Origin of the sequence: Clostridium sp. J1101437_171009_A5, assembly GCF_015547905.1 — a bacterium.
In the GTDB taxonomy this organism is placed as follows: Bacteria; Bacillota; Clostridia; order Oscillospirales; family Oscillospiraceae; genus Pseudoflavonifractor_A; species Pseudoflavonifractor_A gallinarum.
The window spans coordinates 1-26,407 of record NZ_JADMVY010000004.1; the positions used below are offsets into that span (position 1 = coordinate 1).

Here is a 26,407-nt window from a genome sequence, read left to right on the forward strand (position 1 = left end):
GGCGTCGCGCAAGCGACGCCTCTCCACTTAAATCTCAATATTTCCTATCAGGGCTCTTTTCTGTACTGTCCGCTCAATCTGGGCTGTTCAATTCCAGTCCTGTCAGCAATTCGGTTACGCCCAGCGCATCCAGCTCTGTGGGATCATGGGTGACAAGGAGCACGGTTTTTCCCATGCATCGGCGTTGAGTATCCTCTATCACCAGCTGTTTGGTCTCCCGGTCTAAGCCCTTGAAAGGCTCATCCAGGATCAGAAGGTCATAGTCGGCCAGCAGACCGCGGAGAATCGCCACTCTGCGCCGCTGTCCTCCGGAAAGCTCCCGGGTGGGCTGACCGATGCAGTCGGCAAGCCCCACCGTCTCCAAAGCTTTTCTGGCTTCTGCCCGGCTCAGGGACGGAGTTACCAAGCGGAGGTTGGATACGCCGTCCAGTTGGTCACACAGACGATCTTCCTGGAATACTGCGCTGAGGCGGAGACCATCCAGACCGTCGATCCAGCCGCTGTCCGCCTGCTCCAGCCCCATAAGGATCCGCAGCAACGTGGTTTTTCCAGCACCAGAAGGAGCCATCAGCCCGGTGATGCGGCCGGCTGCCAGTGTGCCGGAGACATTCCGCAGCACCGATTTTTCCCCAAAAGACTTGCATAACGCATGCATCACAATATCCTGCATGGCTCACATCCTCTCCAAGTGGTGCGCAGCCTGTTTCAGCACTACCAAAAAGAACCGCTCAAATAACAGGCTTACCAGTACGATGACCAGTGTCCAGGCAAACAGATCCGGCGTGTCCAGATAGACCTTGGCCTGCTGAAGCCGCTCGCCGATAGAGCCTGCGGGCATACCGATGACCTCGGCGGCGATCCCCGACTTCCAGCATAGGCCCAAAGCGGAGGCGCAGGCCGCCTGAAAATAGGGCAGCACCTGGGGCAGATACACATAACGGATCCGCCGGAGCGTGGGAATTCGGAACAGCTGTGCCATTTCCAGCATCTGACGGTCCATGGCACGGATCCCGCCCAGAACCCCGGAATACAGCACCGGCAGAACCATCAGAAACGAGATCAGGATGGACAGATTGCGGGAAGAAAACAGGATCAGGGATAGAATGATAAACGAGGCCACAGGGATGGACTTGATGGCCAGCAGAAGAGGGGCCAGCAGCTCCTCAACCAGGCGCAGCCTGGCAGAGAACGCTGCAAGAACGGTACCCACTATTGCCCCAAAAAGAAAGCCGCCGGTAATCCGCAGCATGGAAAATCCCACGGCCTTCCAGAACGACCCCTGAAGGGCCAGCTCCCCCAACCGGGCCAGAACCTGTATGGGCGAGACCAGTAAGATTTGCTGATCCAGCGCCATGGCCCCGATCTGCCAGACCAGAAGCCATACAAACACCGCCCAGGGCCGTAGTATTCCGGCGCGTTTCATCTTCCTCAGCGGCTGTAGTAGAAGTCGTCAGCGGGCAGAGTGCCGCCCACAGATTTGGCGTTCTGGTCGAAGAGAACGGTCAGATAGCCGGACAGCTTGTCCTTCATCTCGGCACCCTCTACAAAGACGATATTGCAGGCGGGGATGGCTTTCTGGGCAACCTCCGCGGTGACGATGTCATAGGAACCGACCAGCTGTGCGGCATCCGCGATATTGGAGTTGACAAACTCCACGGAAGAGGCATAGTGATCCAGGAAGGAGGAGACAGCCTCGGGATGCTCCTGGACAAACTCTGTCCGGGCCACTACCACTCCGGTGACCAGTGTAGAGGGCGTCTCGCTGTCCGCCTGCAGCTTGTCCCACTCCTCCGTCAGATCCAGGGCCACTCGGATGCTGTCGCTTTTGCTCTGGGCGGTGGTAACAAAGGGCTGGGGCAGCATGGCGATGGCATTCTCCTGAGCGGTCAGCGCAGCCAGGCATTCTGCCTGTTCGCTTTTCCACTCGATGGTCACATCACTGGTGGGATCGATGCCGTTCTGGGCCAGCACATAGTTCAGAGCATATTCAGGCGTGCCGCCTTTCCCGCTGGCATAGATGGTTTTGCCACGCAGATCCTCCATGGACTCAACGGTATCCCCACTCTCGACAATGTACAGCACACCCAGCGTATTGATCGCCAGAACCTGTACGCCGCCCTCTGTGTTGTTATAGAGGACGGAAGCCAGATTGGCCGGAACTGCGGCAATGTCTGTGGTACCCTGGGAAAGGGCCGCAGAAACCTCATCTGTCATGGCTGTGATGGTAAAGTCGTAGTTGTTGTCGGTTATGGAGCCGTTATCGCTCTCACTCATGAACTGCACCATTCCCATGGCGGTAGGACCCTTGAGGGCCATAATCTTCACATCCACGGCTTCCGTCGTGACCGATTGACTGGTGGTGGGAGTTTCCGAATCAGAGGGTGTCTGAGAGGCGGTGGGCTCCTGGGGGGTGGAGGAGCAGCCAGCAAGAAGCGCCGCAGACAGAGACAGAGAACAAATGAGAGACAAGAGCTTTTTCATGATCGTATTCCTTTCTGGGTGGTCTATTTGGTGTTGGATGGATGATAGAGCAGATCTTCCAGCTGGCCCGGATCCATTACATGGAACAGATTCCCGTGGGACTCGATAGCTCCCATGGTCTGCAGCGCTGCCAGCTCCCGGAACAGGGCGGCACGACTGACGCCCAAATGGCGGGCAAGATCCTCCCGTGAACCACGAAAGACTACCTCGCCGCCTTTATTGCTATGGGCAAGGAGAAAGGCGATGACCCGCCCCCGGCAGGACTGCATGGTGAGCAGCTCGATCCGCTTCAAAAGAAACTGGATTTTTTCACTGCAAACTGCGGCAAACCGGAGGGCAAGGGTGCCATCAGCAGCCATGGACTCCAGCAGCACCGCTTTCGGGATATAGAGGATCTCTGTCTCCACGCTGCATCTGAGTACAGTTTCCAGCTCGGATTGAGCCAAGAGGTTGCAGATGCCAAAGCACTCTCCGGCCGACAGTTCATTGAGCAGGATATCCTTTCCGTCCAATGCTACGGAATAGACCTCGATCCTGCCCCTTGTGATCAGACCGATGGATGGGATCCCCCGGGGAGTGTCGCTGACGATCTGCCCACACCGGAAAACCTGGATGGATACCTTTTCCCCAGGCAGTGTAACGTCTGTCAGCAAAGCAGAAAGCGCCAGCTTCTGAGACAGCTCAGTTTGTTCCAACACCTCACCTCATTTCAATAAGTTAGCTTTTGCTAACCATATATTATTGTACATGCCTAATATCGCTTTCGTCAAGAAAAAAAGCTGCGCTCTAAGTCTCACTTGATACTGACAAGAGGTACAGCTAGATGGTAAGTTAATGCTAACTGGATGTCTGGGAAGGAGTGCACGCATGCCAAATCACATTTTCTTGTTCTCTGGAGCTTCTGCAGTAGGGAAGACCTCTGTTTTGCGATCTCTTCTTCCGCTGCTCAAGCAGAGCGGGGCACCCCCCTGCGTTTGCAAGATCGACTGCCTGCAAAGCGGAGATGCCGCAGTCTTTGAGGAACTGGGCTTACCCTGTGTCACTGGCCTGAGCGGGGATATTTGCCCGGATCACTTCCTTGTGTCCAATTTGCCTGAGCTGTGGGATTGGGCGGACGGACAGCGCTGCGATACATTAGTGATTGAGACAGCGGGCCTGTGTCATCGCTGTTCCCCTGCCACCATCCACATGGCGGCGGGATGCGTCCTGGACTGTACTGCCAGCTGCAAGGCGCCGGGACAGCTTGGCCCCATGCTCACCCAGGCGGACTTTGTGGTGCTGACCAAAACGGATATGGTTTCCCAGGCTGAGCTGGAGATCATTTCCTGGCAAATTGGGGAGCTGAACCCAAAGGCAGCGCTGTTCCCGGTAGATAGCTTGGCCGGATATGGCATCGACCGCCTGGCGCAGTGGCTGCTGGAGCAGCCCGCCAACTGTAGCTCCGGAGAGGATGTGCTTCGCCATACCATGCCAAGCGGGGTATGCTCCTATTGTGTGGGAGAACGCCGGGTAGGCGGAGCGTTCCAGCAGGGCGTTGTGGGTAAGATCGACTTTGGAAAGGAGGCGCCGGTATGGAGTGCCTGACCATTTTGCCGGGGCATGACAAGCGCGGAACGGTAGAATCCTTTTTGCCCATTCATCTCAAACGTGGTCAGCTGTACACCATTGTGGGGAACACAGGGTCAGGGAAGTCCCGGCTGATCAAAGATGTGGAGCAGCTGGCCCAGGGAGACTCGGTTACCGGACGCACCATTTTACTGGATGGAGCTTCCGTATCCCGCTGCCATCGGCAGAGGCTGTCGGGTCAGCTGGTAGCCCATCTTGGACAGAACATGCGCTTTGTTCTGGACACCACGGTGGAAGACTTTTTACGCCTGCACGCTCGCTGCCGCAGCCGGGAGATCACCCCGGAAGAAATTCTGAAATTAGTGAACGAGATCACGCCGGAACCCGTAACATTGGGTCAAAGCCTCAACCAGCTCAGCGGCGGGCAGTCAAGGGCCCTGATGATCGGGGATATCGCCCTCGTTTGTGACAGCCCCATCGTACTTATTGACGAGATTGAAAACGCCGGGATCGACAAGCAGCGGGCTCTGCATTTGCTTCGCCGTCAGGACAAGCTGGTTCTGGTGGTCACCCATGACCCCCATACAGCGTTGATGTCGGAGCAGCGGATCGTCCTTGGCGGCGGCGCAATTACCGCAGTAGTGGGACGTTCTCCGGCTGAAGCGGCCCTCTATCAGCAATTAGAAGCCGAATACCAAACCCAGCGTCGTTATCAGACGCTGTTACGAAAGGGAGAACTCCTGGCATGACACATATTTTGCTCTACTGGAATCATATCTGCGTACTTCACCGACAGGAGAAGGCGTTCCTGGATGCGCTGACGCAGAAGCTGCTCCCCGATGGGATCCAATTGGAAGTGCGCTATTTCGGCTTGGGATATCCGGAGCACATGTCTGAATATTTGGCCCGGCCGGATGCCGTTCTTCCCGACCTCATCGTTTCTGCCGATCTGGAGGTATTCGAAGATCCAGACATTTTCTGCAAACTGAACGGTGATCTCTATCCGGTGCGAAGCTGGATGTCCCTGCGTTCCGGTCCTATGCTGGATGCTGTGGAGCGAGGGCCGTTTCTGCTGCCGTTCCTGTCCATTCCTCTGGTCTACTATACGAGGGAACCGGAGGTCTGCTGCCATACCGCCCTGGCTGACTGGAACGGTCTGGCATTGGGCGGCATCAACAATTCGGCGGTCAAAACCGTAGTGAAAACAGTCTGGGAGCGATGGGGGTCTCAGGCAGCAGAAGCGCTGCTGGAGCGCAGTCTGGTGACCGATATGCCCATTGGCGCCTTTCAGGCCGTGCGTCAGGGGCAGGCGTCCACTGCCCTTGTGCCCTCTCTGTATGCCCTGCGGGCAGACGGACAGGAGACCTTTCTTCGGCTCCCCCGGGAAGGACCTGTTCTGATCCCGTCCTACTTCTGTGCCCGCACTTCGGTTCCCCAGTGGATTGCCTGCTGTATGGTGAAAGAGATTTTGTGTCAGGAGCTTTGTTCCTTTTATGCTGCCAACGGAGATCTGATCGTTTATCCCGAGCACGCCCAGGGAAAAAGCCAGCAGGAGAGTCCCAGCGCCTGCTGCCCTTCTTTTGAGTGGCTTGCATCCTTGACACACGATGAATTTTATGGACTATACTGCCAAAAACTTTCGAAGGCAGCGGATTGGAAGGCTAGCAACAATCTGCATGATTAAGTACTGATTTGTGGATATATTATGATGCCCCCCGGCCACACAGTTTCTGGTTGGGGGGCCTTATGTTCTCTTGTTATATCTAATGTCCATCAAGTACTGGAGAAGGTGTGGTATCAATAATTCGCACTTAATTGTATGATACATGCTGATAGCTTTTGTTCCAGACTGTTGAAATGTAGTATAAACAAGTGTATAATCGGTTAGCGATAGCTAACTGATAGAATGGGAGAAATAAAATGGATATCAAACAACTTGAGTTTTTTTCGGTGGCCTGTGAAAAAGGAAGCTTATCTCAAGCGGCTGCTTGCCTCTACACATCTCAACCACATATCAGCAAAACGATCCGTACATTGGAAAATGAATTGGGGCGGCCTCTATTATCTCGAAGCGGGAAGGGGGTTCGCCCTACAGCATATGGTGAGACGGTTCTTGAGTATGCCAATCTCATATTAAAAGCGGCTGCGACAATTTCAACACTCTCCCTTCCTGATACCTATAACAGCCTGCGGTTATCCACATATCCCAGCAATATGATTTCAAGATTGCTGGTCGATTTTTATAAAGAGTGGGGGACGCAGTTTCACATCGAGTATCACGAGGGAAGTGTGGAGGAAATTACCGATCATGTTCACCAAGGAATTTCTGAGATCGGGATTGTATATGTTGCGCTGAAACAGGTTCAAACCTTTCAGCATATTCTTTCCCATAAGAACTTAGAGTTTGTACCTCTGGATGTTAAAAAGATCTGCGTCTATGTTGGGCCGAGTCACCCGCTTTATCATACCGAGAGTATCGATTTTGAGGATCTTTCTAATCTGAAATTCATGCGGGGCGTGAGAGATTTTTTCTCCATGGAGCACCATCTTGAACGCGTCAGTATGGGCGTCATTGATAACGAAAAGCTCCATCATGTGGTATATACCAACAGTGACCATCTGATTATTGACCTTTTGCTTCATTCTGATGTGTGTAGTCTGGGATTAGATTTTATGCATGAACCGTATACCCAGTACGCAATCAAGTCTCTTCCTATTAACGGGTGTGAGCCATTTTTACAAATGGGGTATGTATTTAACCCGGAGCGGGCACTGTCTGCCCATGCTCGGTGGGTAGTAGAGCGTTTTCGAAAGATGCTGTAAGCAGTGGAGAACTATAACAAATCGTTATAGTTCTCCATGAAAATTTGTGCTCTGGTAAGCTGCTGCTAACTACTGTATACTGAATAACAGTCGGTTGATAATTCGACACTGCTTATCGGAGGGAAAAATGAAAAGAAAACTACTTTCTGCCGTATTGAGCGGCGCACTTGCACTCACCTGTCTGGCTAGTTGTGGCCAGACCTCGGATCCCGGCCAGACCACATCCGGTACGGGGGAAGAGGCAAAAAATGAGCTGGTCTTCGTCAACTATCGGGACATTCGGGATCTCAATCCCCATCTGTATGCCGGTGAGATGTATGCCCAGAGTATTCTCTACGATACCCTGGTGAGTATCACGGATGATGGCTATAAGGGCTGTTTGGCAGAGAGCTGGACCATCAGCGAAGACGGCTGCGTCTATACGTTCAATATCCGTGATAATGTTTATTTTTCGGATGGAACGCTGTGTGATGCCAATACTATTCTGGCGAATTTCAACGCCATTATCGAAAACAAGGAGCGGCATACCTGGCTGGAAATGATGAACCTGCTGGTGGGAGTCTCCGCGCCGGATAGCGATACGTTTGTGATTGAGCTTAGCGAGCCCTACTATCCCATGCTTACCGAGCTGGGCTGCATTCGTCCCTTTGCGATGATCTCGCCCAACTGTATGATTAACGGCAGCACCAAGGATGGAGTGGAGGGCTACATCGGAACAGGTCCCTATGTGCTGACCGACTTTGTTACTGACGAATACGCTGTATTTGAGCGCAACGAGAATTACTGGGGCGAGGCTCCGGCCATTGAGAAGATCACCGTCAAGGTCATTCCAGACAACCAGACCCGTATCATGGCTTTGAAAAAGGGAGAAATTGACCTGATCTTCGGCAAGAACATGCTGGATGCCGATGCAATCAGCCAGTATGTGGACAGCGATCAGTTTACGGTGAGCCTGTCTGAGCCCACCTCTACCCGCCACATTGTTCTGAATACTACACACGAAATTCTGGGTGATAAGGCTGTCCGTCAGGCTCTCCAGCACGCCACCAACCGGGAGGCCATCTCGGAAGGCATCTTCTATGGCTTGGAGCAGCCAGCCGACACCTTGTATGCGACCAGCGTTCCCTACTGCGATGTGGATTTGGAGCCCTATGCCTACGATACCGCTATTGCAGGACAGGTGCTGGATGAAGCTGGTTGGGTGATGGGCAGCGACGGAATCCGTGAGAAGGATGGTAAAAAGCTGGAGCTGGATCTGCTGTACAACAGTGACAGCGTGACGGAAAAGACCATCTCTGAGTATCTTCAGAGTGAGTATCAGAAGCTGGGTATTTCTCTGAATATTCACGGCGAGGAAGAGCAATCTTATCGAGACAATATGAAGGCGGGCAACTTTGACATGGTCTTCAATATCTGCTGGGGGATGCCCTATGATCCTCAGTCTTCTCTGGCTGCAATGCGCGCCCCGGTTTACGGCGACTATGCTGCGCAGCTGGGTCTGGAGGATAAGGCAGAAATTGACCAGGCCATCACCGATATTCTTACCTCCACAGATGAAACCGAGCGTCAGGAACTGTATACCTTTGTGCTGACTCGCCTCCACGAGGATGCCGTCTACATCCCCCTGACCTATGAGTGCAACAAGGCCCTTTATACCTCTGAACTACAGGGCGTCCATTTTGGCAGCGATCAGTATGATGTCCCCTTTGCGGACATGTATTTTGAGTAATCACCTGTGTCACAGAAGGGCCGCTTCTTCGGGAGCGGCCCTTCTGCTGGAACTGGATCACCATAAAAGAAAGGGAAATTTATGAAACGCTATGTCATCCGCCGGCTGTTGCTGGCGATTCCGCTGTTGCTGGCAATTTCCTTTGTTTGCTTCGTATTTATCAATCTTATTCCATCAAATCCGGCCGAGGTAGCACTGCGAGTCCAACAGATGCCGGTAATCACGGAAGAAGCAATCGCCGAAATGGAGGAAATGCTGGGTCTGAACAAGCCGTTCATTGTCCGGTATTTTGACTGGGTGCTGGGGTGTCTGCATGGTGACTTTGGCATCAGCTATGTCAATCCTGCCCGTACTGTAGCGGGGGAACTGGTGCGCTGCCTGCCTGCAACATTGCAGTTGGCTGCGGTATCCTTTGTGATTGTGCTTATACTGAGCGTACCCATTGGCTTTTTGTGTGCGGTTTACAAGGACGGATGGTTTGATAAGATCATGCGGGCCATTATCTTTATTTCCACTGCTATGCCCGCCTACTGGGTGGGACTGCTGTTAATGTGGGGTATCAGCGTAAAGCTTGACCTTCTGCCCACCAATGGAAGTGGCACTTGGCAGCATCTCATCCTGCCGGCTTTTACGGTGGCGCTGAGTTATATTTCTACCTATATCCGGCTGATCCGAAATAATATGCTGGAAAATATGAATCAGGACTATGTGCTCTATGCCAATGTGCGCGGTCTGCCTCAGAAGTCTATTATGGTCAAACATATCCTGAAAAACTCCATGCACACTTGCATTGTGGCTATGGGTATGAGCATTCCACAAATGATTGCGGGCACCATCGTAGTGGAAAATGTGTTCTCCTGGCCGGGGCTTGGAACTTTGTGCATCAGTTCTATCTTTAATCGGGATCTGCCCGTCATTCAGACCTATGTGCTGCTGATCGGCGTGTTGTTCGTGGTGTTCAATCTGGTCTTTGATGTGCTCCAGACCGTATCGGATCCCAGACTGAGAAAGGAGAGCTGAGCAGTGAGAGAACGCTTTTTTCATAATCGCACAGCAGTAATGACTGTGCTCTTTGTGCTGATTATTGCCGCAATTGGAATTCTGGCGCCGGTTCTGGCCCCTCACGATCCATATGAAACGGATATTCTAAACAAATTTGCGAAATACAGTTTGGAATATCCCCTTGGAACGGATCACTTGGGACGGTGTGTTTTGTCGCGGCTCATTTACGGCATCCGTCCTACACTAGGACTGGCGCTTCTGACCATGCTGGGCACCATTGGCTTGGGTGCATTACTCGGCATCATGGCTGGATATTTCCGGGGCGTAGTAGAAGAAGTTATCATGCGTGTGGTGGATGTGATGCTTTCTTTCCCCAGCCAGATCATGGTATTTGCTGTGGTCGGACTGCTGGGTATCAGCGTACAGAACGTGATCATCGCCAATGTGTTCATCAAGTGGGCTTGGTATGCCCGTATGATCCGTACCGGCGTCATGCAGTACCGGGACCGGAACTTTGTACAGTTTTCCCGCTGTGTGGGCATGCCGGAGCGATTTATCCTCTTCCGGCATCTGCTTCCCTCCATTACCTCGGATCTGGCAGTTCTGGCATCCCTGGACGTGGGCTGGGCAATCATCAATATTTCCACACTGTCTTTTCTGGGCTTGGGTGTACAGGCACCTACGCCGGAGTGGGGTGCCATGTTGAACGAGGCCAAGGAAGTGCTGACCAGCAATCCGGTACAGATGATCGCACCCGGTGTGGCCATCGTGGTGTTGGTGTGCTGCTTTAACCTGATGGGTGATGCGCTGCGGGATGTGTTGGATCCCAAGGAGGTGGAAAAATGATCCCGGTTTTGGAACTTACCGATTTACATGTGACCCTTCGTCAACACCGCCGAAACATTGAACTGGTCAAGGGTGTTTCCTTCTCTGTTCGTGCGGGCGAGTGCTTAGGCGTTTTGGGCGAATCGGGCAGCGGAAAATCCATGTCCATTAAAGCTGCTATGGGTTTGCTGAATAAAAGCTTCCTGGTTTCCGGCAGTGCCCGCCTTCAAGGTGAGGAACTGTTGGGGAAAAGCGCAGAGGAACTGCGCCGTCTGCGGGGCGGCAAGGTGGGTATTGTGCTGCAAAACCCTATGACCTGTTTTGACCCTCTCTACCGCATTGGACAGCAGATTTCTGAAACCTTCCTGGCTCACAACAACTGGAGTGCGGATGAGATTCGCAGCCGCTCACTGGAACTGCTGGAAAAAATGCGGATCCGGAATCCAGAGGAGGTCTTGGAAAAATACCCCCACCAACTTTCCGGCGGTATGCTTCAGCGCATCATGATCGGCATTGCCACCTCCATGGAACCTGCTCTACTGGTGGCAGATGAACCCACCACGGCGATTGATGCGATTACACAGTTTGAAATTTTGGATGAGCTGATCCGCATCAAACAAGAAGCGCAAACAGCCATGATTTTTATTTCTCACGATCTCAATGCCATTTCCCGAGTAGCAGACCGCATTGTGGTGCTGAATCAGGGCCAGGTGGTAGATCGGGGAGATTTTGAGCATATCCTTCACCACGCCTCAGATCCGTACACAAAGCTGCTGGTAGAAAAACGAGCCGATGTGATGCGCCGATACTGCCAGGTGCTGCAGGGGAAGGAGCGAAATTATGCTTGAACTGAAGAAAATCTGCGTCAGTTTCCGCAGTGAGCGTCAGGATAAGATTTTTGGGCATACCCGCCAGCAGGTTTTATTTGATGTTTCTCTGCGGGTAGAAAAAGGTACATGCCTGGGGATTCTGGGAGAATCGGGCAGCGGAAAATCCACCATGGGACGAGTGTTGTGTGGTTTGCTCAAGCCTGACAGTGGAGAAGTTCAGCTGGACGGCGTATCCGTTTATGCATCCCGCGCTGGACGGCGCAATCTGCAAAACAAGCTCAGTGTCGTATTTCAGGATTATACCACCTCTGCCAATCCCCGTTTCCGGGTGAAGGATATCATCGGCGAAGGACTTACGGTACGGGAACGCCGGGAGGGAAGCAGACTGGATCGTGACAAGGAAACGGCCTCTTTGCTGGAACTGGTGGGGTTACCCTCCGAGTTTGCAAAGCGTTTCCCTCATGAGCTATCCGGTGGACAGCTCCAGCGGGTGTGTATCGCTCGAGCTGTGGCCTGTAACCCGGAGATCATTCTCTTTGATGAAGCCATTTCCTCCCTGGATGCCCATACACAGGTTCAGGTAATGGATCTGCTGCGGGAACTGAAGGAGAAACTGGGGCTTACTTATATCTTCATTACCCATGACCTGACCTCGATCACCTATCTGTGCGATGATGTGCTGTTCTTATATCAGGGGCATGTGACAGAATATATGCCGGTCAGCCGGATCAGTCAGACCAGGGACGAGTATGCCCGCCGTTTGCTGGAGTCCATCGTGGTCTTTGATGCCGACGAGGAGGTAGCCGTATGATTTTTTGTGGTGAGACCATTTTGCCCGGCGAACAGAAGCGGGTGCAGCTTCCGGTTCCAGATGCTAAGCCGCTGGAGTGTGTCTGCTTGTGTGGCAAAAATCCCGGTCGGACATTGGTGGTGACCGCCGGCGTGCATGGCTGTGAGTATGTGGGTGTACAGGCACTTCGAATCTTGGCCCAGGAGCTGATCCCAGATGCCATGACGGGAAATGTCATTTTGCTGCCTCTGGCAAATCCTTATGGGTTTTATGCCGGGGCGAAGCGCGTGATCCCTGAGGACGGCGTGAACCTTAATGGGGCGTTTCCGGGCGACAGAAACGGAAGTCTTGGCCGACGGTTGGCCTTCGCATTGGAGGATGCTCTCTATTCCTCAGCCGACTTTCTGGCAGATCTGCACAGTGGAGACTGCAATGAGTCCCTCCATCCGCTGGTCTTTTTCCCGACAGCCGGTGAAAAAGATGTCAATGCGGCAGCACTGGAGGCGGCAAAGGTGCTTTCTGTAGACTATCGAGTGCGTTCCACTGCCAGAAACGGTTTGTATAGCTGGGCGGTACAGAGAGGCGTTCCTGCATTGCTCATTGAACGGGGAGGCCAGGGGCGATGGTCTCAGCCGGAGGTGGACGCATGCAAGGCGGATGTCTATGCATTGATGGGACACTTGGGTATTCTGCCTGGAGGCGAGAAAAACCGGGTTCAGCAGGAAATTGTGGAGGCCAACTATGTGGAATCTGACGCTGACGGCTTTTGGTACCCTCTGGTGGCGAAAAACCAGGATATTTGTATGGGAGAGGTTCTTGGACGTCTGGAATCCTTGACAGGGGAACTGCTGCAGGAGGTGCGTGCAAAATTTGACGGCGTTGTTCTCTACCATACGGTTGCATTGGGTGTTCATATGGGAGAAGCGTTAATTGCCTATGGGCACACATAAAGCTTTCTGGAAATTGGCCTGGCCGGCAGCGGCTGAAGGGCTGCTGCTCATGCTGCTGACCGCTGCTGATCTGTTGATGGTCTCCGCTTTGGGGACCACAGCAGTGGCGGCGGTCGGTATTTTTTCGCAGCCCCGTATGGTGATCCTCTATCTGACCCAATCTTATTCTGTTGCATTGAGCGCCTATGCGGCTCGTCTGCGAGGACAGAACCCGGACTGTCCGCTGACCGCTTGTGCAAGGGCTTCCCTGATTCTGTGAGTCTGCATTTCTTTTTCTTACATGGATCTGCACTGTTCCGCTTTTACGGCATGCTGGAGCGCTGGCCGTGGCGCTTCAGTTATTGGTAATCTTGGCTTTTCCGGCCCTGCAATTGTCCTGCATGGCGTTCTGATTGGGGTAGGCGATACGCGTAGTGTTCTGATTGCCAATGTGATAGGAAACGGGGTTAATGTTGCACTCAATGTACTGTTGATTCACGGAGTGGGCCCATGTCCATCCTCGGGTGTCTTGGGTTCTGGTATAAGCACTGCCATTGTACCAGCTTAGTCGTGCAATATGCTCGCACTTCGGCGTTTACAAAATACAGGATCAAAAGCTTTCAGCGAACACAAGCCAAAATTATAAAATGAAAGGAGAGACAATCTTATTGACTGCCTCTCCTTGATTATTATAGCGGTTTCTTTTTGGCGAGCGGTAATGCACTCATGCTCCGCAAGCTGACGCCCAGAGTGGAGATGTTATGCAACATAGCCGAGGTGGCGGGAGGAATGATTCCGGCCATGCCCAGAGCGATCAGAGTACCATTAAAGCCGATGACAAAGCGGTAATTGGAGTGGATGCGGGCCATGAGTGCCATAGCGATCTGACGTAGCTCCACCAGCTCCCAAAGGCTGTCAGCGGCAATGGTAATGTCTGCAATCTCTCGGGCGATGGCGGCGCCATCGCTGATAGCAATGCCCGCATCTGCCTCGGACAAAGCCGGCGAGTCGTTGATACCGTCGCCTACCATCAGGACGGTATGGCCCTCCTGACGGAGTCGAGCTACATAGTCCGCCTTGTCTGCAGGAAGTACCTCGGATCGGAAGTCATCCACACCAACCTGAGCGGCAATGGCTGCAGCGGTGCGATGGCTGTCACCGGTGAGCATAACCGTATTGGAAATTCCCAGCTCACGGAGTGTGGCGAGGACTTCTTTTGCCTCCGCCCGCAGCGGGTCAGAGATGCAAATCACTGCCGCCAGCTGTTCGCCCATAGCCAGATACAGGTGGGAATACTCCGGTGACAGCGCTTCAAAGCATTCCTGTTCTCCCTCCGGAATCCGGCAATGCTCGTCCTCAAACACGAAATGGGCACTACCGATGAGAACCCGCTCACCGTTGACTGTGCTGGCAATGCCGTGTGCCACCAAATACTCTACTTTGGAGTGATATTCCTCATGGGTCAGGCCCCGGCGTTTGGCTTCCTCCACCACGGCATTGGCCATGGAGTGGGGGAAATGTTCCTCCAGACAGGCGGCCAGCCGCAGCATCTCCCGTTCATCCTTACCACCGAAGGGGATCACCTGTGCCACCTGGGGGCAAGCATGGGTCAGGGTGCCGGTCTTGTCAAATACAATGGTATCAGCAGCTGCTACTGCCATCACTTGATAAGTAGCTTAAATTTGCACTGATATCCCAACAATGAGCATTGCTTCAACTCTGATTGATTGTTTGATGTCCGCTTGGCTCAACTTATACTATTAGTGATACTCTAATACAAGGAGGAGGTATCACAATGGAACTTGAGTCTATAGGAAAAAATATTCGTAATTTCCGGCGAAGTAAGAAAATGCGCCAAGAAGATCTGGCTGAGAAAACCGGATTGAGCACAAATTATATTGGGTCTTTGGAACGAGGAGAAAAAGTGCCCTCACTGGAGACCTTCATTGAAATTGCAAATGTGCTGGGTGTTTCTGCGGACATGCTGTTATACGATTTATTGGATCATGGATATCAAGTCAAAAATTCTGTCATTTTAGACCAGATGCAAAGTCTTTCCTTGGAGGATAAGGCGAGAATCTATGATGTTATTGACGTGTTGATCCAGCATGCATCCTCAGACAAGCAGTAGTCGAATCGTTTGGCTCATTTGGTTGATGGGCGTAAATTTACACGTAGACTATAAAATGAGCAGATTCTCCCCTTGTGGGGAGGTCTGCTTTTCTTTTTGCAATTAGAGGTGAACGGTTTGGAACGGAAAGTACAATAATAGGAAGAAAGGAGAGACTTAATTACGGAGCGGTACCGATATGCTCGAAGGTGACATCCTCCAGACGGAGAGTTAAAATTCCAAGATACTCCAGAGTACGATCGGCCTGGATTGTAGCAACTATAGTTACTTCTGACTGCGTCGGAGGATAATCATCGGGGTAGCGGAAATGGTCTGGCATCACCACATCAAATCCCTGCGCACAGCAGGCCGCGGCATCCTGTACGATCACGCCGCAATAGACCTGCCCTGTCTCGGGCTCTTGATATACCGTGAAGAGTCCATTCAGCCTTATGATTTTTCCGATATAATCGTCCGGTGTCGACATCATGTTGAATACCTCTCCGTATACCATGGTGCTACTGAGGGTAGTCAGATCCAAATCCACAGCTGCAGGAGCCTCCTTTCCAGAATCCGGTTGTGTTTTTTCAACCGAATGCTTCTTTTTATCTCCATTGGAAGCAGAAGCAGTTCCTTGCAGGGCTTGAATATCTCTGGTTGAGTTGTCCCCTTGAGATGGAGAGAGAGACGAACTCACCCTGGGGGAAATAGTGGCTTCAGGCTCGCTGGACGGTTGATCCATCGGAAGTGGTTCTGACTGCTGCGAAATAGATGAGGGGGACGGTTCTTTAGACTGTGCGTTTTTTTCATTTCCACCGCATGCAGAGCAGGTCAGGAACAAGATTCCGACCAGGAGCAGAATCATTGGGCATTTCATAGGTCATCTCCTTCTAAGCCATCCCACAAGGGTGCAAAGTGCAAAGAGCAGGATATCTGCGGTAACAATGGTGGCACCCACCGGAGTGCCGGCCAGAATGGATGTGAGAATCCCGGCGGTGGCACAGAATACAGAAAAAACAGCTGCAAAAATGGTAACTGTCCGGAAGCTTTTAAACAGTCGCATGGCAGCCATAGCCGGAAAAATCACCAGAGCGGAGATCAGCAAAGAGCCCACCAGATTCATGGCCATCACGATAACCACTGCTGTTACCACAGCCAGGATCAAGTTGTACTCCTTTGCCCTGATTCCGGTGGCCGAGGCAAAGCTCTCATCAAAGGTGACGGCAAAAATTTTATGGTAAAAAAAGATGTACAAGAGCACCACCACTACTGAAAGTGCTACGCACATCCAGACCTTGGTTTTGGTGAGAGTGAGGATGGAGGTGGAACCGAAAAGAGTGGTACAGACATCTCCTGTCAGGTTGGCAGAGGTGGAAAATACATTCATTATCAGATAGCCCACAGCCAGCGCTCCCACGGAGAACATGGCCATGGCGGCATCGCCATTGATTCTGGCATTCCGGCCTGTACCCAGCAGCAGGATGGCACACAGCACCGTAATTCCCATAACCAGGGGCATATCGTTGGTCAAGTTTAGGACGGATGCCACCGACATAGCCCCGAAAGCTACATGGGATAGTCCATCCCCGATAAAGGAGAACCGCTTGAGTACCAGTGTGACTCCAAGCAGGGAGGAGCACAGGGCTACCAGCACTCCCACCACAAGGGCGTATCGAACAAATGGATAGGACCAGTATTGAGCTAACTTCTCAATCAGCAGTGCCATGCTCTTCCACCTTCTCCCTGCTCCAGATACCGGCGTCCAGAATTGGATTGAGCAAAGGCATCCCGGGTCCCAAAAAACACCTTCTCCCCCAGATAGAGAATATGGCTGGCATAGCGGAGTGCAGCCTCCATATCGTGGGAAATCATCAGGATAGTCACGCCGTCTTTTTCATTCAGCTGGGCGATGATCTGATAGAATTCCCGGCTTGCTGCCGGATCTAGACCAGCCACCGGCTCGTCCAGAAGCAACATCTTCCGGGCGGCACATAGAGCGCGAGCCAGCAGCACCCGTTGCTGCTGACCTCCCGATAGCTCTCGATAGCAACGCTTGGAGAATCGTTCCATATCCATACGCCGGAGGGACTGCCGCGCCAGTTCCTTTTCTTCCTGCGTATAAAAGGGGCGCAGCCCGCACCGGCTTTGACAGCCGGATAGGGCAACCTCCCAGACTGTGGCGGGAAAATCCCGCTGGGCCTGCGACTGCTGAGGCAGATACCCGATCTCGTTGGCGTGCACTCCGCCGCCCAGGTCCACTGAGCCCTCCAAAGGTGTCAACAGCCCCAGGATGGTCTTCATTAGGGTGGATTTTCCAGCGCCGTTTTCCCCTAAGATGTATAGGCAGTCTCCTTCGGCCACGGTAAAACTCAGGTTCTGCACCAAGGCGGAATCATAACCTAAGGTCAGGCCCTTGCAGCTCATCTGGATCATGTCATGGTGCTCCTCTCAGCGCAGTGCGGTCTTCAGTGCTTCCAGGTTTTGTTCCATAATGGAGAGGTATGTGGCTCCCGCTGCTACATCGGCAGCAGTTACTGCCTGCATGGAGTCCAGCATGAGGATATCCTGATTCTTCGCGTTGGTATTGCCAATTACCGTCTCAGCAATGCTGTGGGTAGTCCCTTCAATGGTCAGCACACAGGGGAGAGCCAACTCATCTACCTTGCCGGCCAGGAAGGCTACCGTCTCAAAACTGGCCTCTGTTTCTGCCGAGCAGCCGGAAAAGGCCGCATAGTAAGTAAGCCCGTAGTCATCTACCAGGTACCGGAACGGGAACCGGTCGGCAAAAAGCAAGGTGCGGTTGGGAGATACTTCCACGGCAGTTTGGTACTGCGCGTCCAGATCGGTCAGCTTTTGGATGTAGGCGGAAGCGTTTTCAGCATAAGCATTTTGATGGTCAGGGTCAATGGTTCCTAATGTATCGGCGATGGCACCGCAGAGAACGGCAGCATGCTTCAATGAGAGCCAGATGTGCTCATCATCATGAGGATGATCCTCGTGGTCGTGCTCATCCTCATCCTCGTGGTCGTGATGATGATCGGTTTCCTGCATCCCATCCACCATTTCCTCTGCTTTCACAGCATCTCCCAGCACATCCATCAGGCACAGTGCTACCCGCCGGGAATTGGCAGGGTTAGATAAGGCATCCTCTACCCAAGAGTCCGATTCTCCCCCGGTGTAAAGGAACAGGTCACAGTTGGAAATCGTCACCATATCATTGGCAGTAGGTTGGAAACTGTGGAGATCCACTCCGTCATCCAGGAGCATGGTAAGTTCGATACGGTCGGCCTGATCACCTACAATCTCCCGTACCCAGTCATACTCAGGGAAAATGGTGGTAACGATCCGCAACTTTTCGCCACGGTTTTTCGAGGCGGAAGGCGTTTGGCAACTTGTGAGCATCCCGGCTGTCAGCATGAGAGAAAGTGCGATACAAATTACTTTTTTCATATAGATAAAACCTCCGAATTGGCACAGAAACTAAAAATGGGTGCAAAAATACAAGGGGTTCTGGGCGTGCGCCGAAAGAGTCTGCTCTGCTTGAGCAGACTCGACCCCTTGTCTCTGGTTTCTGTTTAATTCAGTAGCTTTACCCGCAGTAAAACTGGCGAAGATGCGATGATCGCCCTCTGAGTTCGCAGGACGAGAAGCACGGCAAAGAAGCAGAGTACCGTCGTCCCGGCAAGTGTAGCGCGGACCGTGGAGAGCTGCTCCAGAAGTGTTTGACAGATTTGAACCTGATGACAGATAGTACAATGTTCACCGCTGCAGTCATGATTAGCCTCAACAGCCACAAAGAGCACAGAGAAAATCAGGGCAAAGATCAACAGCACCGCTCCACAGGCGGCGCTCAAGCGCGTTCTTTTGCTCATATTCTTCTCACTCCTTTGTAGATGGGGAATGACACTATAAATGATGACAGTCTTGGCAGATGTCATATAAGACAGTATCTAAGAATATCCGGGTCGAACCCATCCTGTTCTAACATGATGCAGATCAAGTGTTTGGCATGCGTTGTATTCATGTGAAAGCTCTTTCCACATCGGGTACAGGACATATGGAGGTGGGCCGGGCAGCCCGGTGTCCCCACATACTGGTAATATGCCTCCCAGCTGCCGGCCTGTCAGAGTGGGGGGAGAAGTCTTGCTGCCTCCAAATGGGAAAGATTTCGGTAGACAGCGCTCAGGCTGATCTGCTGTGCGCACAGTGCCTGGGCAATTTCCCGGACAGATAGCGGTTGGTCGATATGCTGCTCCAGAAAAGGAATCAGATGATCTCGTTGCCGGGTGTCATATTTTTTGTCATGGCTCCTCACCTGAAATGGGCAAATCAATATGGCATATGTGGCATTCGCTGTCAATGATAATTGGCACAGTACAAAATCTAAAGAGAAAACTAATTTTTTAAACGGTTAGTAAAAGGTAACCACAATGATAACAGATGCTGACGTGTTTTGCAAGATGCTATACATCAAAACAAAGCTTTATTATGTCAGAAAGTAGGTGTTGAGTTTGAAGCCGAAGAAAGGGAATCAAAGAAATATCTCTGGAAACTGGATATCTAATCCAGTACTTTTTATATCCGCGGTAGTATAACGATAGCTGCCGCTGCATGGTCTTTCATCTTCTTCATAGTTTCCCTCATTGGAGCTGTAGGGAAGGTATGTTCCTTGATTACAACTGCTCATATGGATCTGGCAGCAATGCGATTTTGGCCTTTGTGCACCGGTGATTGGCCCTGCGGTAAATTCAGATATATACCGCGCGGTTGGCAGATTATCTGTGATGGTATGGTACGGAATAACTAGTATTTGTCGAAAATCCTGACAAAAGGCAATAATCTGTCCCGCATTCCGACGGAAGAACGGAGAGAAAAAACTATATCAAAGTTTAGCGTTGTTGATATAGACAGCAGATTCAAAAGCAAGAAGCAGAGAAGGACTTTGGCCTTCTCTGCTTCTTTTTTGCCTGGGAGACAGATATACCGCACGCTTCTGCGTGCCATTTTTTCTTGTTGATGGAATAAAAATAGAATACAGGAACGCATAAGGAACGCATTTATGCCATAAGAAGAACGCATGGCATGCTAAAATGGCAAAACGAGCATTGACTCGTATCCTTGTTGCAAGATTTTAAAAAGCAACAAATCTATAAAAAGGAGAGGAATGACTAACACATGATATCCTATACAAAAAAGCGCCGAAGATGGGTAGCGCTGCTGCTTACCGTTCTTTTATTGTGTTCATTTTGGAGCCCCGTATCAGCACAAGCCCTGGATACGGCGATGGATTCCGACATGCTTTACACAGAAACCGCAGAAACCATATCCGATGAAGCGGCCGATGTGGACCTGGCCACGGCATCGGGAGACGAAGTGTTCAGCCAGCCTTTGGACGAAGTGGAACAGCCTGCTACCGTATCAGATACGGTGCCGACAGCAGAAACAGAGGTGACCGAAGAATCCACGGAATATTCAGTCTCGGGAGTTGAAGCGGAACTGGATTCAAATGCCGAAGTTCTCTATGAAACATATGACGGCCAGTGGATTGCAGGCAGCCTGACAGAAGCGTTCGCCGTGGTGGATGGCGGTTCCATCAAGCTACTGCGAGATATTACAATTAACAACAGCAGCAACACTGCGCTGCGGCTCTCCAAAGAGGCAACTCTGCTGGGGGAAAATCATTCTATTTGCCTTGAACGTGGCTCTATTATTATGGAAAGTCCATCGCTGCTGCATCTGGGTAAAGAAGGATATAATAAAACACTTACCATTTATTCCAGAGAGGACACCAACTGCATTTTTGATATGCGTGAATCTTCTATATTAGAGATGTACGACGGTGTGACCATAGGACCTTCCCGGGCAGGTGGACAGCCTGCCGGTGTCTTTCTGCAGGGTTGGTCAACATTTAATATGTACGGCGGCTGCATCACCGACTGTGAGAACTGGGCAACTGTGACGGGTGGTGTACTGATTACCGACAACGCAAGGTTCAATTTGTTAGGAGGCACAATCCAAAGCTGTTCTGGGTATATGGGCGGTGCTGTGGGGATCCTTGCCAACAGAGATTCATCGGAAAAACCATATTTTAGAATGTCAGGCGGCGAAATTAAGAACTGCAGACATGTCGGCTCCAGTTATGGCGGCGGCGCTGTCTTCGCATACACAGCCAAACCGGTCGACATAGAGATTACCGGGGGAAAGATATCTGGTTGTTCTGCCCCTGGCCTATGGGGCGGCGGCTTGTATCTGTATGTCAACAATAATCAGGCAGACATCCGCATCTCAGGTGTGGAGATCAGCGGATGCTCCGCCAAATATGGTGGAGGTGTGTTTCTGGGTGGAGGCAATACAATCCTGGGTGAAGGCACAGTATTGCACAACAACACTGCAGACAGCGAGGGCGGTGGCCTCTGGGCCATACACCAGACCGGCATCCACTTCGGTGCGGTCACAGTAACCGGAAACATGGCGGCCAGCGGCGGCGGTGTAGTGCTCAGTGGTGGCTCCAGCGATATGAGTAAGGCTGTGATCCACAATAATACCGCAAGCGTTGCTGGAGATGATCTGATGCTCCGTAAAGGAAGCACTGGTGTTAGCGGCGCGGTGCTGCCCGGTGGTATGAGCGACCTCACCCTGATTGCCTGTAATCACGCCATTGACGGCTGGTATGCCGATGGCCCGGACAGTCGCTGGACTTGTCCCGACACGGAGGACTGGAGTGGTGGCGAGCCGCTTGCCGGCACAATCAGTACCGCAGGATCAGTGACCCACCTATATTTGAAAGCAGCTCACGGCAAAGTCGAACCGAAGCCCATGGAACCTCTGACCATCACTCCCGCGGATATTATCGTCTATTCCGGCGGCCGGGGTTATGTAGGCGTAGTTGCTGGCGACGGTGAACCCATCTCCCGGGAAAACGGTATTCCTGAACCTGGTTACTATATTACCCTTCCTGAATCGCTGAACACATTGCTGGGAAGTGAGCTGCCAAACAATCTATCCGGTTCTCTGACCTTCCATTATGATGATTATAACGGAACAACCCGCCAGTGGAGCCTCGCCCTCTATGGTACGGAGGAGCACAGTACGGGTAGACATAATTCCAGCTGGACGACGCGTGCGCTTCAAGATCGGAAAAAATCTTAAAGATAGGATTATGCCAATTAGAATAGATTAGCTTTATTCCCTGTTTTGGGGGAAGGAGAGGCTATTAGGCCTCTCCTTCTCCAAGCCCTTCGGTGAACCGAAGGGCTTGGAGAAGGAGAAACCCAGCGAGAATGGAAAACAGAAAATGAAAAATAAGGGCGGGGATTGCTTATGGGGGCTGAACAGACTATTACCGAAAAAGAGTTATGGATCGAATTTCAAAAAGCAGCAGGGAGTCAATTTGAACCAACAGAATTTATGGTAGTCTACGCATGGAAAGAACGCTTTTTAGATGACGATAGAAATTACGCTCTGGCATTCCATCCAAAACAAACAAGTGTATGGACTCTTAATTTGGAGTCTGGGTGTTTGAGAGAGATTCCCATAAAAGATATTCGAAGTATCAAAGAAGAGCCCTCCTGTTGTTATCGTTTTTTTACCGTCACAGCATAAGATGGGAGTCATTTTTTGTCCCATACATTAGTGTTGGGACAAAAAAGCATTTTCGGTGCGTACAAATGGACGCTGGAAAGCGGTTCCAGTTATTTTGTAAAAAATTTCTGCGAGAACCCTTAATGGGCCGAATTATAAAATTGATAATACAAGGCAAGTAGGATTTGCTATTTGTGCTGTGAAAGAAGGAACGAGTGAGGGAAGCAATTGAATTTTTCGGGAGGAGTATAATGACCGTCGATAGAGTTATAGACTTATCTTTACTAGATTACCTTACTTATAAGACAAATTGTATATATCTCTCAGACCTCCGACATACGCCTCGATGGAGATTGCTTCGAGTAATAGAGCAGATTCCAGCTCAGGCTTTTTCAAGCGAAAGTTGGAGTGATTGCTTTGTATATTTGACCCAAAATCAGCCTCCCATTCGTACAACTAGAGTCCACGATATGAAACAATATTTAATTTACCGGTTGAGGGAATATCATGATTAAGTCAGAAAATATGATTATCGTGCCAGAAAATGTGCTAAAGGACATGTGCATTCTGGAGGATGATCTTCCGAGAGAAGGCAGTATACAACCGGATTCCACAGCCACTATGATGGTATGTGTGGATGGCTTTGAGTTCGGTTTGGTATTTGGAAGAGTATATAGCTGTTACATGGATGAGCCGCGTAGCTTTAGAAGCCTTGACCAAATGCTATTCATTATTGACGAACGCTTGGATTTGGCAGGAAAACCTATGCGCGATACTCAGTTGCGGGGGAAGTCTTCCTGTATCTCTTTAGAAAAAAAGAATTATTCTTCGGATCCCCCTAGATCAAACCTTAGGATTACTAGAGGGAAGATGGCCAGCGTTTATATCAGAGTTTATTCCAGAAAATACACATCTATGCAGGGTGTGGTTGCCTGGATAGAAAAAGAAATGCGGCCAGAGGCATTTCGCAGTGAGATGGAACTCATGTCTTTGATTTACTCTACACTAAACAAATTAAACCATTAAATTAGCACAGATAATGGAGATATAGTCATGCTGAACTAAGGGATGAGCATTTGGAAGACACAAATTCTTTTGTGCAGAACATATTAAAACGAGGACAATTAGGATGCGTACACATTTGATTAAAGAACTGCTGAGTAATATGAAAAAAATTCCAGTTTCGGATGTTAGGAAGTTCTACTTTAGCAGTATCACCAATTCAGTAATTGATGAAGGAACCTTGCTTCGGTTCGAATTCTTAGATATGTTCAAGATTCGTAAACGGATATCTAGAGCAGTTCGTAATATTGTTGAAGTTGGGAACGAGGAAAATAGTATCCTTTACATTCAAATAAATCCATCGAAGCAATGGCAAATATCAATTGGCAGTATTCCGGATGCACCGAATGAAGAAATGCTCTCGCAGAAAGTGTTGTTTTCTATGCAAGAGAAAACAACTGTGTGTGGTAGTTGCCCAGAAGCAGGCGCGCTGTATTTTCAAAGCAATAATATGCCTTGGGAACAGGCTGCATTGCAATTTCTTTTGGCCTGTACATTGATTGAAATATTTTTGGTATTTCAGGATTTATCCGAAGAACTATGTTTATATTTTGGATTGGCCCACAGCCATTACTGTGTAAAAGTAGGGCAAATCAAAGAATACATGGTTGATTAAAAATAAACTGGTGAAGTTTATGTGCCTGATTGGAATCTCGAGCCTGTTTCACTGTACCATTTGTTCCATAAAAATGCCGTTGAGGATATTATAAAATCCTGCAACGGCATTTTTGTTTCTACCTTTTTGAGGCCCATACTGAAGTAAGTTGCCATGCCTGATTCGTCTTGGGTCCCCTTAAGGAAGTCGGTGCAGCCTCCACCAGCTTGCCAAGAAAAATAAAAAAATACACATTTGGAAATGAGCTCGATAGAAAGTCAGTAATGATATGTAACCGGATCTTCTCCCTCGTATCGTTGAGGTATACGGTTGAGCTTGCAATAATACCGATAAAACAGATCTGCACACTCTTTGAGTTCGTCACACAGCGGTAATTCTTTTATATCAAACAGAATCTCTTCGCCCAGTTTGTTGGACATATATTTCAATGCAACTCTGCCCCAGATGCGTCTTTCTGAAGTCGGAGCTACATAGGGCCAAAAGAGATTTTGGTGTTCAGGAGGAAGCTGTAAACGGTGCTCTGGATGTGCTCTTATGATTCCGTTATGGCAATAGTCGCCCAGAAAATCTTCTTCAACCATGAACGCCCCAATAATGTGCCGTTCCATTTCTGGCTGTCCGGCAGGGCGTGTGGTCAGCAGACACATAGAGTGAGGCTTCATGCGTTCTGGAATACGCACTTCTCCTTGGGAGGAGCCGCTTAGATAGCTGCCGGTTGATACAGACCAGGTGGAGAAGACTTCTTCCGCTTGATCGGGCTTGATGTCAAAAACCGCCTGCCCCTGTGTTGAGATTTTGAAATTATTTAAGAGCGCTTTCCGCTCCTGCATCTTTTTTAGCGCTTGAAATTTTGCCTCTTTAAGTGCTCTGTGTTCATCGAGCAATTTATTGATTTGCTTTTGGGCAGTCTTGTCCTTTAAGGTGAGAAAGTTTGTAAACGCGTCCGGATAAATAAAGTGCTTTTCCCCTTCCGGGAAGCAGATAGTAATTTTGGTTTCGTTCCATCCCGTCACAATTCCACGTCCCAATACGTTATGCTGGATTGCTTTGCCGATCAGCTGCATATGCTCCTCCTTTCGAACACGGAAAGAGCCTCTATGCCGTCGTGCTGACAAGCGATGGAGGCTCTTCCGACTATGGAACGGTAATCTTCTGGATTATCCGGCGTATGGTGCGAGCAGCCGCTTCTTTTCGCGAATGCGCAGGACCATGGTATTCTTTGGAATTTGTAGAGTAATCCCTTCGTGTTGGAATTCAGGAATGTCTTGGAGGGTCAAATTTGTCCCGGCAGGCATTCCTTCCAGATCAATGGTCACAGTATCGATCATATTTTCCGACAAGGACGAGAAGGGAACTTCAAAGAGGAGCTGCTCCAGATTACCGGGAACAACATCTGCATTTCGCAAGAAAATATGTGCAACGCTATTGACTTTTTGTCCATCTGTAAGGGCCTGGAAGCTGAAATGCTCCACTTCATTGTTCAGCATATTCCTCTTTTTCTCTTTGATTTGGGTCTGAATTAACAGCCCGTTGAAGTCAAGTGTCACCTTGCTTCCCTGACGCTTTGTACGGAACAGCAGATTGGCGTCTTGACGGTCCATCTGGATGGAAACCGATTGCGTCAGAGTTCCTCCGTAGACACAGCAGGGAACGAGATTTTTTTGGCGCAGCTGTCTGGGCTTTAACGCCTCATTCCGTTTCTCAACTTTAATGATTGCCATTGTGATCCTCCTTTTATATTGGATTATGTTCTATACCGCGCGTTGCGTTGATATAGCGTAAAAGTGTAAAAAAAGAAAGACTTTTGGATCATGCCCAACGGCAAAAAACAAAAGCCTTTCTTTACAGACGGTTCTTTTTGGATTTGATTCTTAAAAATATAAAAAAAGAAGAGCTTCTCATATACGCCTTTCAGCGCAATGTCAAAAGCCCTTCTTATAATAGACGGTTCTTTTTATATTTCTGTAAGTATACCACAAGTAAAACTTAAAAGCAACCCTTTTATCTTGTTCACGACAGTCTTTTGGGCATCATTCATAGAGTACCTATAAGAAATCCAACGT

General features: G+C 50.4%; 28 protein-coding genes and 1 pseudogene. 16 read left to right on the plus strand and 13 right to left on the minus strand.

Annotated elements, in window-relative coordinates; translation table 11 throughout:
• Positions 1–73 precede the first annotated feature (73 nt).
• Genes I2C21_RS07080 through I2C21_RS07095 form a run of 4 tightly spaced genes read right to left on the minus strand, consistent with a single transcriptional unit; the run spans position 74 to position 3,179 of the window.
• On the minus strand, positions 74–670 hold the full coding sequence (locus I2C21_RS07080; RefSeq protein WP_195278859.1) for an ATP-binding cassette domain-containing protein: 597 nt from the start codon (positions 668–670) through the stop codon (positions 74–76).
• Between the two features lie 3 nt (positions 671–673).
• Positions 674–1,423 (minus strand): ABC transporter permease, encoded by a 750-nt coding sequence (locus tag I2C21_RS07085; RefSeq protein ID WP_195278860.1) that lies wholly within the window; start codon positions 1,421–1,423, stop codon positions 674–676.
• A 5-nt stretch (positions 1,424–1,428) separates the two neighbouring features.
• On the minus strand, positions 1,429–2,481 hold the full coding sequence (locus I2C21_RS07090; protein WP_195278861.1) for an ABC transporter substrate-binding protein: 1,053 nt from the start codon (positions 2,479–2,481) through the stop codon (positions 1,429–1,431).
• A gap of 23 nt (positions 2,482–2,504) precedes the next feature.
• Positions 2,505–3,179, minus strand: coding sequence for a Crp/Fnr family transcriptional regulator (locus I2C21_RS07095; RefSeq protein ID WP_195278862.1), 675 nt, complete (start codon positions 3,177–3,179; stop codon positions 2,505–2,507).
• Between the two features lie 169 nt (positions 3,180–3,348).
• Between I2C21_RS07095 and I2C21_RS07100 the strand changes: the two genes are divergently transcribed.
• From I2C21_RS07100 to I2C21_RS07150, 11 genes are all read left to right on the plus strand, one after another.
• Entirely contained in the window at positions 3,349–4,065 is a 717-nt protein-coding gene (locus tag I2C21_RS07100) for a GTP-binding protein (protein WP_195278863.1), read from the plus strand.
• A complete protein-coding gene (locus I2C21_RS07105) occupies positions 4,053–4,796 on the plus strand; it encodes an ATP-binding cassette domain-containing protein (RefSeq protein ID WP_195278864.1) in 744 nt (247 codons plus the stop codon). Before I2C21_RS07100 ends, I2C21_RS07105 begins: the two co-directional genes overlap by 13 nt.
• Positions 4,793–5,731, plus strand: coding sequence for a hypothetical protein (locus tag I2C21_RS07110; RefSeq protein ID WP_195278865.1), 939 nt, complete (start codon positions 4,793–4,795; stop codon positions 5,729–5,731). Before I2C21_RS07105 ends, I2C21_RS07110 begins: the two co-directional genes overlap by 4 nt.
• 236 nt (positions 5,732–5,967) lie before the next feature.
• Positions 5,968–6,870 (plus strand): LysR family transcriptional regulator, encoded by a 903-nt coding sequence (locus I2C21_RS07115; RefSeq protein ID WP_195278866.1) that lies wholly within the window; start codon positions 5,968–5,970, stop codon positions 6,868–6,870.
• A gap of 127 nt (positions 6,871–6,997) precedes the next feature.
• Complete coding sequence (gene nikA, locus I2C21_RS07120; protein WP_195278867.1) at positions 6,998–8,599, plus strand: nickel ABC transporter substrate-binding protein; 1,602 nt, start codon at positions 6,998–7,000, stop codon at positions 8,597–8,599.
• 81 nt (positions 8,600–8,680) lie between these two features.
• Positions 8,681–9,619: a nickel/cobalt ABC transporter permease gene (gene opp1B, locus I2C21_RS07125; protein ID WP_191399448.1), complete on the plus strand. Its 939-nt coding sequence runs from the start codon at positions 8,681–8,683 to the stop codon at positions 9,617–9,619.
• Between the two features lie 3 nt (positions 9,620–9,622).
• Positions 9,623–10,447: a nickel/cobalt ABC transporter permease gene (gene opp1C, locus I2C21_RS07130; protein ID WP_195278868.1), complete on the plus strand. Its 825-nt coding sequence runs from the start codon at positions 9,623–9,625 to the stop codon at positions 10,445–10,447.
• Positions 10,444–11,274 (plus strand): ABC transporter ATP-binding protein, encoded by an 831-nt coding sequence (locus I2C21_RS07135; protein ID WP_195278869.1) that lies wholly within the window; start codon positions 10,444–10,446, stop codon positions 11,272–11,274. Before opp1C ends, I2C21_RS07135 begins: the two co-directional genes overlap by 4 nt.
• A complete protein-coding gene (locus I2C21_RS07140; protein WP_195278870.1) occupies positions 11,267–12,067 on the plus strand; it encodes an ABC transporter ATP-binding protein in 801 nt (266 codons plus the stop codon). Before I2C21_RS07135 ends, I2C21_RS07140 begins: the two co-directional genes overlap by 8 nt.
• Positions 12,064–12,996 (plus strand): M14 family metallopeptidase, encoded by a 933-nt coding sequence (locus I2C21_RS07145; protein ID WP_195278871.1) that lies wholly within the window; start codon positions 12,064–12,066, stop codon positions 12,994–12,996. The genes I2C21_RS07140 and I2C21_RS07145 overlap by 4 nt, the downstream gene beginning before the upstream one ends.
• Positions 12,983–13,255, plus strand: a complete 273-nt coding sequence (locus I2C21_RS07150) for an MATE family efflux transporter (protein WP_195278872.1) — start codon at positions 12,983–12,985, stop codon at positions 13,253–13,255. Before I2C21_RS07145 ends, I2C21_RS07150 begins: the two co-directional genes overlap by 14 nt.
• A gap of 409 nt (positions 13,256–13,664) precedes the next feature.
• On the opposite strand, the pseudogene I2C21_RS07160 reads toward I2C21_RS07150, so the two are convergent.
• Positions 13,665–14,633, minus strand: a pseudogene (locus tag I2C21_RS07160) (HAD-IC family P-type ATPase); the annotation flags it as partial.
• Positions 14,634–14,770: 137 nt separating this feature from the next.
• Between I2C21_RS07160 and I2C21_RS07165 the strand changes: the two are divergent.
• Positions 14,771–15,106 (plus strand): helix-turn-helix domain-containing protein, encoded by a 336-nt coding sequence (locus tag I2C21_RS07165; RefSeq protein WP_101691274.1) that lies wholly within the window; start codon positions 14,771–14,773, stop codon positions 15,104–15,106.
• 160 nt (positions 15,107–15,266) lie between these two features.
• Here the strand turns inward: I2C21_RS07165 and I2C21_RS07170 are convergent, their stop codons facing one another.
• The 6 genes from I2C21_RS07170 to I2C21_RS17795 all read right to left on the minus strand — a co-directional run bounded on the left by I2C21_RS07170 (position 15,267) and on the right by I2C21_RS17795 (position 19,400).
• Complete coding sequence (locus tag I2C21_RS07170; RefSeq protein ID WP_207730604.1) at positions 15,267–15,950, minus strand: hypothetical protein; 684 nt, start codon at positions 15,948–15,950, stop codon at positions 15,267–15,269.
• 15 nt (positions 15,951–15,965) lie between these two features.
• Positions 15,966–16,811 carry a metal ABC transporter permease gene (locus tag I2C21_RS07175; RefSeq protein ID WP_186963259.1) on the minus strand — a complete coding sequence of 282 codons (846 nt, stop codon included), beginning with the start codon at positions 16,809–16,811 and terminating at the stop codon, positions 15,966–15,968.
• A complete protein-coding gene (locus I2C21_RS07180) occupies positions 16,799–17,518 on the minus strand; it encodes a metal ABC transporter ATP-binding protein (protein WP_195278874.1) in 720 nt (239 codons plus the stop codon). The genes I2C21_RS07175 and I2C21_RS07180 overlap by 13 nt, the downstream gene beginning before the upstream one ends.
• A 15-nt stretch (positions 17,519–17,533) precedes the next feature.
• Positions 17,534–18,535 (minus strand): metal ABC transporter substrate-binding protein, encoded by a 1,002-nt coding sequence (locus I2C21_RS07185; protein ID WP_186963258.1) that lies wholly within the window; start codon positions 18,533–18,535, stop codon positions 17,534–17,536.
• Positions 18,536–18,660: 125 nt separating this feature from the next.
• A complete protein-coding gene (locus I2C21_RS07190) occupies positions 18,661–18,957 on the minus strand; it encodes a hypothetical protein (RefSeq protein WP_195278875.1) in 297 nt (98 codons plus the stop codon).
• 251 nt (positions 18,958–19,208) lie between these two features.
• Positions 19,209–19,400, minus strand: coding sequence for a transcriptional repressor (locus I2C21_RS17795; protein WP_195278876.1), 192 nt, complete (start codon positions 19,398–19,400; stop codon positions 19,209–19,211).
• An 860-nt stretch (positions 19,401–20,260) separates the two neighbouring features.
• Here I2C21_RS17795 and I2C21_RS07200 point away from each other — a divergent pair.
• The 4 genes from I2C21_RS07200 (at position 20,261) to I2C21_RS07215 (ending at position 24,344) form a co-directional block, all read left to right on the plus strand.
• Positions 20,261–22,234 (plus strand): hypothetical protein, encoded by a 1,974-nt coding sequence (locus I2C21_RS07200; RefSeq protein WP_195278877.1) that lies wholly within the window; start codon positions 20,261–20,263, stop codon positions 22,232–22,234.
• 171 nt (positions 22,235–22,405) lie between these two features.
• The gene (locus I2C21_RS07205; RefSeq protein WP_195278878.1) at positions 22,406–22,687 is read left to right on the plus strand and encodes a hypothetical protein; all 282 of its coding nucleotides are present in this window, start codon (positions 22,406–22,408) and stop codon (positions 22,685–22,687) included.
• A gap of 486 nt (positions 22,688–23,173) precedes the next feature.
• A complete protein-coding gene (locus tag I2C21_RS07210) occupies positions 23,174–23,692 on the plus strand; it encodes a hypothetical protein (RefSeq protein WP_195278879.1) in 519 nt (172 codons plus the stop codon).
• 115 nt (positions 23,693–23,807) lie between these two features.
• Entirely contained in the window at positions 23,808–24,344 is a 537-nt protein-coding gene (locus I2C21_RS07215) for a hypothetical protein (protein WP_101691283.1), read from the plus strand.
• Between the two features lie 257 nt (positions 24,345–24,601).
• Here the strand turns inward: I2C21_RS07215 and I2C21_RS07220 are convergent, their stop codons facing one another.
• Positions 24,602–25,408 (minus strand): hypothetical protein, encoded by an 807-nt coding sequence (locus I2C21_RS07220; protein ID WP_195278880.1) that lies wholly within the window; start codon positions 25,406–25,408, stop codon positions 24,602–24,604.
• A gap of 93 nt (positions 25,409–25,501) precedes the next feature.
• Positions 25,502–26,065, minus strand: a complete 564-nt coding sequence (locus tag I2C21_RS07225; RefSeq protein WP_101691285.1) for a 50S ribosomal protein L25/general stress protein Ctc — start codon at positions 26,063–26,065, stop codon at positions 25,502–25,504.
• Positions 26,066–26,407 lie beyond the last annotated feature (342 nt).